This is a genomic window from Synechococcus sp. BA-120 BA3, assembly GCF_034931285.1.
GTDB lineage: Bacteria > Cyanobacteriota > Cyanobacteriia > PCC-6307 > Cyanobiaceae > Cyanobium.
The window spans coordinates 1-10,363 of sequence record NZ_JAYGHZ010000044.1; the positions used below are offsets into that span (position 1 = coordinate 1).

The 10,363-nt window shown below is 67.8% G+C and carries 7 protein-coding genes and 1 pseudogene; 5 read left to right on the forward strand and 3 right to left on the reverse strand.

The features are described from left to right. Positions 1–577, forward strand: a pseudogene (locus VB737_RS03520) (DNA repair protein RecN); the annotation flags it as partial. Positions 578–653: 76 nt separating this feature from the next. On the opposite strand, the gene VB737_RS03525 reads toward VB737_RS03520, so the two are convergent. Continuing rightward, positions 654–2,225 carry a B12-binding domain-containing radical SAM protein gene (locus tag VB737_RS03525; RefSeq protein WP_500311192.1) on the reverse strand — a complete coding sequence of 524 codons (1,572 nt, stop codon included), beginning with the start codon at positions 2,223–2,225 and terminating at the stop codon, positions 654–656. A 302-nt stretch (positions 2,226–2,527) separates the two neighbouring features. Continuing rightward, the gene (gene gad, locus VB737_RS03530) at positions 2,528–3,925 is read right to left on the reverse strand and encodes a glutamate decarboxylase (RefSeq protein ID WP_500311182.1); all 1,398 of its coding nucleotides are present in this window, start codon (positions 3,923–3,925) and stop codon (positions 2,528–2,530) included. Positions 3,926–4,053: 128 nt separating this feature from the next. On the opposite strand from gad, the gene VB737_RS03535 reads away from it, so the two are divergent. From VB737_RS03535 to VB737_RS03550, 4 genes are all read left to right on the forward strand, one after another. Further along, positions 4,054–4,623: a DUF4334 domain-containing protein gene (locus VB737_RS03535; RefSeq protein ID WP_500311184.1), complete on the forward strand. Its 570-nt coding sequence runs from the start codon at positions 4,054–4,056 to the stop codon at positions 4,621–4,623. A gap of 70 nt (positions 4,624–4,693) precedes the next feature. Then, positions 4,694–5,629 carry an oxidoreductase gene (locus VB737_RS03540; RefSeq protein ID WP_500311194.1) on the forward strand — a complete coding sequence of 312 codons (936 nt, stop codon included), beginning with the start codon at positions 4,694–4,696 and terminating at the stop codon, positions 5,627–5,629. Between the two features lie 51 nt (positions 5,630–5,680). Beyond that, positions 5,681–8,707, forward strand: coding sequence for an excinuclease ABC subunit UvrA (gene uvrA, locus VB737_RS03545; RefSeq protein ID WP_500311186.1), 3,027 nt, complete (start codon positions 5,681–5,683; stop codon positions 8,705–8,707). 3 nt (positions 8,708–8,710) lie between these two features. Further along, positions 8,711–9,205 carry a tellurite resistance TerB family protein gene (locus VB737_RS03550; protein ID WP_500311188.1) on the forward strand — a complete coding sequence of 165 codons (495 nt, stop codon included), beginning with the start codon at positions 8,711–8,713 and terminating at the stop codon, positions 9,203–9,205. Position 9,206: 1 nt separating this feature from the next. Here the strand turns inward: VB737_RS03550 and VB737_RS03555 are convergent, their stop codons facing one another. Next, positions 9,207–10,136: an LCP family protein gene (locus VB737_RS03555; RefSeq protein ID WP_500311190.1), complete on the reverse strand. Its 930-nt coding sequence runs from the start codon at positions 10,134–10,136 to the stop codon at positions 9,207–9,209. Between the last annotated feature and the right edge of the window lie 227 nt (positions 10,137–10,363).

Genomic DNA, 10,363 nt, shown 5'->3' on the forward strand with positions numbered 1-10,363 from the left:
GGCCAATGCCGTGCTCACCCGGGGCCGCACCGCCGCCGCCCGGCGCCTCGAGGAGCAGCTGATGGCGGCCCTGCGGCCCATGGGCCTGGCCAACGTGCGCTTCGCCGTCGACCTGGCTGCCGCCGAGCCCGGCGAGGAGGGGGCCGATGCGGTGCAGTTCCTGTTCTCCGCCAACCCGGGCCAGCCGCCGGCGCCCCTGGTGGAGGTGGCCTCCGGCGGCGAGATGAGCCGCTTCCTGCTGGCGCTGAAAACCTGTCTGGCCGCGGCCGACCCCCACGTCACCCTGCTCTTCGATGAGATCGATGCGGGCGTGAGCGGCCGCGTCAGCGGTGCCATGGCCCAGCTGCTGCGGCGCCTCGCCGAGCGGCGCCAGGTGTTCTGCATCACCCACCAGCCCCTGGTGGCCGCCGCGGCCCAGCACCACTTCCGGGTCAGCAAGAGCGTTGAGGCGGGCCTCACCCACACGCGGGTGTCCCACCTGCGGGACACTCGCGAGCGCCAGGCGGAGCTGGCGGAACTGGCCGGCGGTGATTCCGGCGAGGCCCACAGCTATGCCGCCAGCCTGCTGGGTGTTTAGGACACGAGCGAACCCGGGAAGGGGAGACGGGCGGCGTGAGCGCCACATCTCACCCCGCGACAGGACATCCGGCAGCTCAGTTGGATAGGGCGATGGGCCGCTGGCGAGCTTGCGCCTGTTCGTTGCGATAGGCAGCCAATTGCGATTCGATCTGCTGCCGCACGATGTCTCGATACTCCATGAAATGCTCGTTGTGGGCGCAGACAGCAAGGTATTGCTCCGCCACCTTGGGGTTGGCCCAGAGAATGTGACCCAGGTGGTGCCAGAAGGCCCAACGGGTGGAGCGTTTGATCCCTTGTCGCCAGCAGACGATCAGCAGCGCCCGAACCACCGCCAGATCGGGAAGCTTGAAGGAGTTGTGCACTCTGGGTGGACCGAGTTTCAGGAAGTAGCGGTGGACCCGATCGAGATACCTGTGCGGTTCGTAGAGCTGGCAGAACGCCTCCACATACTCCTGGGCAATGCCTTCCACGGGCCGGGTCGGCACGAAGTTCATCAGGGTGGTCTGGTTGATGTTGCCGACCTTGTCGATCAGCCGCCCTTCCTTTTCCAGTCTGTGCCACAGGGCCGTGTGGGGCAGCGCCTGCAACATGGCGAAGGTGGTCGTGGGGATCCCCGCGGCTTCCGAGAAGGCGACGATTCGCTGTCCGGCGCCCTCCTTTTCACCATCAAAGCCGATGATGAATCCTGCGATCACCCGCAGACCGGATCGGGTCACCTTGTCGACCGATTCGAGCAGCGGTGAGCGTGTGTTCTGAAATTTCATCGTGGCCGCCAGGCTGTCGGTGTCCGGGGTCTCGATGCCCATGAAAACGGCCGCAAAGTTGCAGGCCAGCATCTGATCAATCAGTTCCTGGTCATCAGCCAGATCAAGGGAGGCCTCCGTATCGAAGCGGAACGGATACCCACGCTCCCTCTGCCACTGCTCAAGCGCAGTGAGCATCATCTTGACGTTGCGCTTGTTGCCGATGAAGTTGTCATCCACCATGAACACGCCGCCCCGCCAGCCGATGCCGTAGAGGTGGTTGAGTTCGCTGATCAGTTGCTCCGGCGTCTTGGTGCGGGGTTTGCGACCATAGAGCACGATGATGTCGCAGAATTCGCACTGAAAGGGGCAGCCGCGCGAAAACTGCACACTCATCGAGTCGTAGGCACGGAGCTCGAGCAGGTCGTAGCGGGGGATGGGTGTGGCGGTGACATCCGGTTTCACGCCTTCGGAGCTGAAGCGCCCGCCTGTGTCGCCCCGATTCCAGGCCTCGACGAACATCGGCAGGGTGATCTCTCCTTCATCCAGGATCAGGAAGTCGGCCCCAGCGGCTACGAGTTCCTCAGGAGTTGAGCTTGGGTAGGGCCCGCCAACAGCCACCGGCTTGCCATGGTGTCTGGCCAGATTGATCTGGCGAATGATGTCGTCTTTCTGGACGATCATCGCTGACATGATCACCAGATCAGCCCATTGCCATTCATGCTCTGAAACAGGCCTGATATTGACATCGACCAGCTTGAAATCCCAATCCTGTGGCAGAATCGCAGCAACGGTGATCAACCCAAGTGGTGGCAGAAGCACCTTCCGGTTCACCAACTCGAGAATCTTTTCGTAACTCCAAAATGTTTTCGGGAATTCTGGGTAAACAAGCAGAACTTTCAATGGAGAGGATCCATGGCCGACGCTGAGAATCAGCTGAATCTGACCAGTCAAAATCCTTCCTAGCACGGGAAGCTCGTCTTCCCATTCCAGCGGATGCATCTGCGCTTTCTGAGAGCAGCCTCAAGTTGGATAGGGCGACCTGACCCGCCCCCCTCTTTCTTGAGCGAAGCAGATGCTGACAGGAGCCATTCACTTGTTTGGACCGCGTGGAGAATTTGGACCGCGTGGCCAACGGATTGTTTCTCCCCAGCCCAGGTCTGGTCGGTGGTCGAGGTGCTGGCGGCCTGGACGATGGATGACGCTCAGTGGTGGAACCCGGAGGCCGTCACCTCGCTGAGGGCGGTGTGGCCGGGGTGGCTGGCGAAGAAGTCGAGGGACTGGCGGATGTTCTCCAGCAGCAGATCAGCCAGATCCCGGCTGACGCCATGGCGCACCAGGATCCGCTGCACGGTGATCGCCTCGCAGTGGGCCGGCAGGCTGTAGGCCGGCACCTGCCAGCCGCGCACCCGCAGGCGGTCGGCGAGGGCGTAGAGGTTGAAGTTCACCTCGCTGCCCTCCCGGATCTTCCAGCAGAGGGCGGGAATGCCCGACTGATCCTCGCCGCCGTAGATGATCTCGAACGGGCCCAGCTTGCCGATCTCCACCGCCAGGTACTGGGCCGTGGCGTAACAGGCGGCATGCACCTTGCGGTAGCCCTCGCGGCCCAGGCGCAGAAAGTTGTAGTACTGGCAGACCACCTGGCCCCCGGGCCTGGAGAAGTTGAGGGTGAGATCGCGCATGTTGCCGCCCAGGTAGTTCACCCAGAACACCATCTCCTCGGGCAGATCCGTTGACTGCCGCCACAGCACCCAGCCCACCCCGAGGGGCGCCAGGCCGAACTTGTGGCCGGAGGCATTGATCGAGCGCACCCGCGGCAGACGGAAGTCCCAGACCAGGTCGGGGGCGCAGAAGGGCGCCAGGAAGCCGCCGCTGGCGGCATCCACGTGGATGGGGATGTCGAGCCCCGTGCGGGCCTGCAGATCATCAAGTGCGGCCGCCAGCGCCTGCACCGGTTCGTACTGGCCGGTGAAGGTGACTCCCAGGGTGGGCACCACGCCGATGGTGTTCGCGTCGCAGTAACGCAGGGCCGCCTCGGGGCTGAGGATCAGCTGGTCGGGCTCCATCGGGATCTCGCGGTGCTCGATGTCCCAGTAGCGGCAGAACTTGTGCCAGCAGATCTGCACCGGCCCGGTCACCAGGTTGGGCCTGTCGCTGGGTTGTCCCTGCCGCTTGCGCTCGGCTTCCCAGCGGCGCTTCATCGCCAGGCCGCCGAGCATGGCGGCCTCACTGGAGCCGGTGGTGGAGCAGCCGATGGCGTCGTCGACCGCGGGGGCGTGCCAGAGATCGGCCACCATGCGGGCGCAGCGGGCTTCGATCTCGGCGGTCTGGGGATATTCGTCCTTGTCCTCGATGTTCTTGTCGATGCACAGATCCATCAGGGCATGGACTTCGTCCTCCACCCAGGTCTGGCAGAAGGTGGCCAGGTTCTGGCGGGAATTGCCATCCAGCATCAGCTCGTCGCGGATCGCGGCGAACACGGCGCGGGCATTGTGCTCCTGGCTGGGGAAATGGCTCTTCGGCAACGTGACCGAGAGATCGGTGGAGGAATAGATGTCGTCCTCCAGGGAATAGTTGCCTGCCGATCGTTCTTGGGAGGTCATCGATCGCAGCGGCGTTCACCTGGCCAATTCAGGCTAGGAGCGCCCTGGCAGGACGGCTCCATCCGGACACCGGCCCTACGCGGCCGGCACCGCCACCAGACAATGGAACCCTGATCCCGGAGCCCGCCATGGGTTCGCCCCCCACCGCCATCACCACCGCCATCAACACCACGGAGGCGGCCTTCGCCCGCTTCGATGCCCTCCCCCCGGTGGAGATCGCCTTCATGCTCGGGGCCTGGACGGGGGAGAGTGTCCCCACCGGCCACCCGCTCGACGGCGCCCTCGAGGCCTTCCACTGGCATGGCAAGCGCTTCGACAGCGCCGAGGAGGTCCATCCGCTGGTGTTCGACACCCTCGGCGGCGGCCGCACCTGCCTGGAGCCGAGGGCCATGGGGCCGGGCCTGCGCCTGAGCGGCCGCGTGCCGATCCCGACCGCGCCGCTGGCCGGCCGCCTCTTCCAGTTGCTGCTGCCCCTGTTCAGCACCCGCCGCTCCCGGGCCCGGCTGCGGATGACCGAATACCGCGGCGTGGTCAGCGCCACGATGCAGTACGACCACCTGCCCATCAACGATGTCTTCCGTCGGGTGGACGACGACACCGTGCTGGGGGTGATGGACCTCAAGGAGGTGGCGACGCCGTTTTTCTTCCTGCTGCGCCGCGAAGGACCGGACCCGTCACATTCCGTTACGATTTCCTGAGGCAGGGCCTCTCCGGGTGAAGCCCCCTCCGCAACGTCTTGTTCCCGCCCCTGTTCTCCCCCTGATCGCCATGCGCTGGACCGCCGCCGACATCCCTGACCAGTCCGGCCGGATCGCCCTGGTCACCGGGGCCAACAGTGGCCTGGGTCTGGAAACGGCCCGGGCCCTGGCGGACCGCGGCGCCACCGTGCTGCTGGCCTGTCGTTCCCTGGCCAAGGCGGAGCAGGCCCGCGAAGAGCTGCTCACGGCGGCCTCCTCCACCGGCGCCCTCGACCTGCTGCCCCTGGATCTGGCCGACCTGGCCAGTGTCACAGCCGCCGCCGCGACCGTCTCGGAGCACTACGGCCGCCTCGATCTGCTGATCAACAACGCCGGCGTGATGGCGCCGCCCCGCCGCCTCACCCGCCAGGGCTTCGAGCTCCAGTTCGGCACCAACCACCTCGGCCATTTCGCCCTCACCCTCGCCCTGCTGCCCCTGCTGCGCGACCGTCCCGGTGCCCGGGTGGTCACGGTCACCTCCGGGGCCCAGTACTTCGGCCGCATCGCCTTCGACGACCTCCAGGGCGAGAGTCGCTACGACCGCTGGCGGGCCTATGGCCAGAGCAAGCTGGCCAACGTGATGTTCGCCCTTGAGCTGCAGCGCCGCCTCGCCGACCAGGGCAGCCCCGTCCTGTCGCTGGCGGCACACCCCGGTTTTGCCCGCACCAACCTCCAGCCCGCCTCGATCGAAGCCACCGGCTCCCGCTTCGAGCCCATCGCCTACCGGCTGATGGATCCGCTCTTCCAGAGCGCCGCCATGGGGGCCCTGCCCCAGCTGTTCGCCGCCACCGCGCCCGAGGCCAGGCCCGGCGGCCACTACGGTCCCGACCAGTGGGGCGGCCTGCGGGGCTGGCCCACCGAAGTGCGAATCGCCCCGGCGGCCCTCGATGCCGACCAGTGCCGGCGCCTCTGGGAGGTGAGCCTGGAGCTCTGCGCCGCCGCCGCCCCCCTGCCGGCCCTGGCCTGAGCCTGTCCCAGGGCCATCCCCCGTAGACTCATCGGCTGCCGACCGCCCCCCATGCCCCGTGCCCGCGTCGGATCCTCCAGCAAGAGCGCGGCTCCCGGCAACGGCACCTCGGGCAAGCTCCCGAAGGATGCCGCCCCATCCGCCCAAAAGGCCCTGCACACCCTCACCGGCGGCAGCCTCGAGGATGTGATCCGGGTCCGCGGGGCGCGGCAGCACAACCTGCGCAACGTCGATCTCACCATCCCGCGCAACCGCATGGTGGTGTTCACCGGCGTGAGCGGCAGCGGCAAGAGCTCCCTCGCCTTCGACACGATCTTCGCCGAGGGCCAGCGGCGCTACGTGGAGAGCCTCTCCGCCTACGCCCGCCAGTTCCTCGGCCAGGTGGACAAACCGGATGTGGATGCGATCGAGGGCCTGTCGCCCGCCATCTCGATCGACCAGAAGTCCACCAGCCACAACCCCCGCTCCACCGTCGGCACGGTGACGGAGATCCAGGACTATCTGCGCCTTCTCTACGGCCGCGCCGGCGAACCCCACTGCCCCCAGTGCGATCGCTCGATCAAGCCCCAGTCCATCGACGAGATGGTGGACCAGATCCTCACCCTGCCGGAGGGCACCCGCTACCAGCTGCTGGCGCCGGTGGTGCGGGGCAAGAAGGGCACCCACGTGAAGCTGCTGGCCGGTCTGGTGGCGGAGGGCTTCGCCCGCGTGCGGATCAACGGCGAGGTGCGCGAGCTGGCCGACAACATCGAGCTCGACAAGAACCACGCCCACCACATCGAGGTGGTGGTCGACCGGTTGGTGGCCCGCGAGGGCATCAACGAGCGCCTCACCGATTCCCTGCGCACCGCCCTCAAGCGCGGTGAGGGCCTGGCCCTGGTGGAGGTGGTGCCCAAGGCCGACGAACCCATGCCCGAGGGCGTGGAGCGTGAGCGGCTGTACTCCGAGAACTTCGCCTGCCCGGTGCACGGCGCCGTGATGGAGGAGCTCTCGCCGCGCCTGTTCTCCTTCAACAGCCCCTACGGCGCCTGCCCCGACTGCCACGGTATCGGCCACCTGCGCAAGTTCACCGTGGAGCGGGTGGTGCCCGATCCCTCCCTGCCGGTGTACGCCGCCATCGCCCCCTGGAGCGACAAGGAGAACAGCTACTACTTCTCTCTGCTGTTCAGCGTCGGCGAGGCCTTCGGCTTCGAGCTCAAGACCCCCTGGAACCAGCTCACCGAGGCCCAGCGCACGGTGCTGCTGCACGGCAGCCAGGAGCCGATCGCCATCAAGGCCGACAGCCGCTACCGCAAGAGCGAGGGCTATGTGCGGCCCTTCGAGGGGATCCTGCCGATCCTGGAGCGCCAGCTGCGTGATGCCAGCGGTGAATCCATGCGCCAGAAGCTGGAGAAGTACCTGGAGCTGGTGCCCTGCGAAAGCTGCCACGGCCTGCGGCTGCGCCCCGAAGCCCTGGCGGTGCGGGTGGGCCCCTATGCCATCCACGAGCTCACCTCCGTGAGCGTCGCCGACAGCCTGGAGCGGATCGAGGCCCTGATGGGCGTGGGCGCCCACGAAGGGGCCGAGCCCCTGCTCAGCAGCCGCCAGATCCAGATCGGCGACCTGGTGCTGCGGGAGATCCGCATGCGGCTCAAGTTCCTGCTCGATGTCGGCCTCGACTACCTGAGCCTGGATCGGCCCGCCATGACCCTCTCCGGCGGGGAGGCCCAGCGGATCCGCCTGGCCACCCAGATCGGCGCCGGCCTCACCGGCGTCCTGTACGTGCTCGATGAGCCCAGCATCGGCCTGCACCAGCGCGACAACGACCGCCTGCTGGCCACCCTCACCAAGCTGCGCGACCTGGGCAACACCCTGATCGTGGTGGAGCACGACGAGGACACGATCCGCGCCGCCGATTACCTCGTCGACATCGGCCCCGGCGCCGGCGTCCATGGCGGCCACATCGTCGCCGAAGGCTCCCTCGACGACCTGCTCAACGCCGAGGCCTCCCTCACCGGTGCCTACCTGAGCGGTCGCCGCTCCATCCCCACCCCCGCCGAGCGCCGCGATGCCGGCAGCCGCCGACTCACCCTGGCCAACTGCACCCGCAACAACCTCCAGGGCATCGACGTGGAGATCCCCCTCGGCCGGCTGGTGTGCGTCACCGGGGTGAGCGGCAGCGGCAAGAGCACCCTGGTGAACGAGCTGCTGCACCCGGCCCTGGAGAACCGTCTCGGCATGAAGGTGCCCTTCCCTTCTGGGCTCGAGGAGCTGCGGGGCATCAAGGCGATCGACAAGGTGATCGTCATCGACCAGTCGCCGATCGGCCGCACCCCCCGCTCCAACCCCGCCACCTACACCGGTGCCTTCGATCCGATCCGCCAGGTGTTCGCTGCCACGGTGGAGGCCAAGGCCCGCGGCTACCAGGTGGGCCAGTTCAGCTTCAACGTCAAGGGCGGCCGCTGCGAGGCCTGCAGCGGCCAGGGGGTGAACGTGATCGAGATGAACTTCCTCCCCGACGTCTATGTCCAGTGCGACGTCTGCAAGGGGGCCCGCTACAACCGCGAGACCCTGCAGGTGACCTTCCGGGGCCACACCATCGCCGACGTGCTGGAGATGACGGTGGAGCAGGCCGCCGAGGTGTTCTCGGCGATCCCCCAGGCCGGTGACCGCCTCAGCACCCTGGTCGACGTGGGGCTGGGCTACATCAAGCTGGGCCAGCCCGCCCCCACCCTCTCCGGCGGCGAGGCCCAGCGGGTGAAGCTGGCCACCGAGCTCTCCCGCCGCGCCACCGGCAAGACCCTCTACCTGATCGACGAGCCCACCACGGGCCTGAGCTTCTACGACGTCCACAAGCTGATGGACGTGATGCAGCGCCTGGTGGACAAGGGCAATTCGATCCTGGTGATCGAGCACAACCTCGATGTGATCCGCTGCGCCGACTGGCTGATCGACCTCGGGCCGGAAGGCGGCGACAAGGGCGGTCGGATCGTGGCCGTCGGCACCCCCGAGACCGTGGCCCAGAACGCCGCCAGCCACACCGGCCGCTATCTGCGGCACGTGCTGGAGCAGCATCCCCCCATCCCCCTCGCGGCCTGACCCATGGCTGAACTCACCCCCGCCCAGGCGGCCCTGCTGCGCATCGTCTGCACCGTCGCCTGGGCCGACGGCGAATGCTCCAGGGCTGAACGGGAGCTTCTGGCCGAGCAGGTGGCCAACCACCTGCTCGGCGACAACCCCGACAGCCTCGCTGAAGCGCAGCTGGAGGCCTTTCTGGCCGAGCGGCTGCCGGTGGCTGGCCTGGACGATCTGGTGACCCAGCTGCCCGGCTACGACGACCGCCAGCTGGCCCTGAAGCTCAGCTACATGATGGTGCGGGTGGGCCGGCGCTCAACGGCGGAGCCCAGCATCAACGCCCAGGAGCGGGTGGCCTACCGCCATCTGGTGGAGCTGCTGGGCCTGGAGGACGCCAGGATCCAGGAGATCGAGTGGGCGGCCGAGGCCGACCTGCCGAAGAAGGAGGGGCTGGCCCAGCTGCTGGCCGAGCTCACCGCCGGCTGGCGCACCCCGGACGACGGCCGGGGCCCCGTCGCCTGACTCAGGGCAGCGGTTCCTCGCCGCCGCCGCTCGGGTGCGCCTGGTTGCTGTCGGGCATCCAGTAGCTGAGGTCGTTGTGCCAGTAGAGCCGGCCGGGCACCCGCTGGGTGCTCAGCTTGGTCTTGCCGAGGGCGGACATCAGCTGGGTCATCTCGATCGGCGAGAGGTCGGTGACCATGTCGGTGCCGGCGATCTCCAACAGGGCCGGCAGCCTGGCGATCGTGGCCGGCTGGGCCAGCTTGCTGAACACCTGGGCCATCACCAGGCGCTGGCGCTCCATCCGGCCCAGGTCGCCCTGCTCGTCGTTGCGGAACCGCAGGAAGCCCTCCAGCTCCTTGCCCTTCAGCAGTTGCCGGCCGGGGTAGAGGTCGATGTAGAGGCCCTGGGCGTTGTCGACGTAGTACATGCGCTTGGGCACATCCACCTCGACGCCCCCGAGGGCCTCGGCCACCTTGTTGACGGCGTCGAGGTTCACCTTGAGGTAGCGCTCCACCGGGGTGGCGAGCAGGTGGCCCACTTCCGCCTTGGCGGTCTGGATGCCGCCGAGGGCAAACAGGGAGTTGGCCTTCACCACCCCCAGCTGGGGCGATTCGATGAAGGTGTCCCGCGGGACCTGGGTGATGTGGGTGATGTCGCCGTCGAGTCGCACGGTGAACATCACGTCGGTGTTTTCGCCCACGGAGTCGCGGCCGAGCACGAGGATCGGACGGTTCTCGATCGAGAGGGGATTCAGCACCGCCCCGATGCCGCGGGGGGCGGGGATCAGGCCGGCCAGGTACGGGGCGAGCCGTGCCGGCAGGGGCCCGGCCAGCAGGGCACCGATGGCCACGCCGATGCCGAAGGTGACCAGGGGCCGGCGCCGGGACCGTTGCGAGGCGGGGGGGCGCTGCTTCCGATCGTGCCCGGTGCCGGTGTTCTCAGGCAGCGACACCGCCCCGAGTTCCCTCTTCTGCCGGGCCTTCCGGGAGCGAGAGAGCCTCGACGGTGAATGGACCTGAGTCATTGTGCTACCCGCAGGGGCGCACCATAGGGCTCGAAGCGGCGAAAAACCAGTGGTGGCGACGGTTTATCGGCTGGTCTGAACCTGCACGAGCGCGGCGGCCCCGTCGGCGCGCCCGCGGGCGTCCGCCTCATCGTCGCCGCGGGCCAGGGCCACCC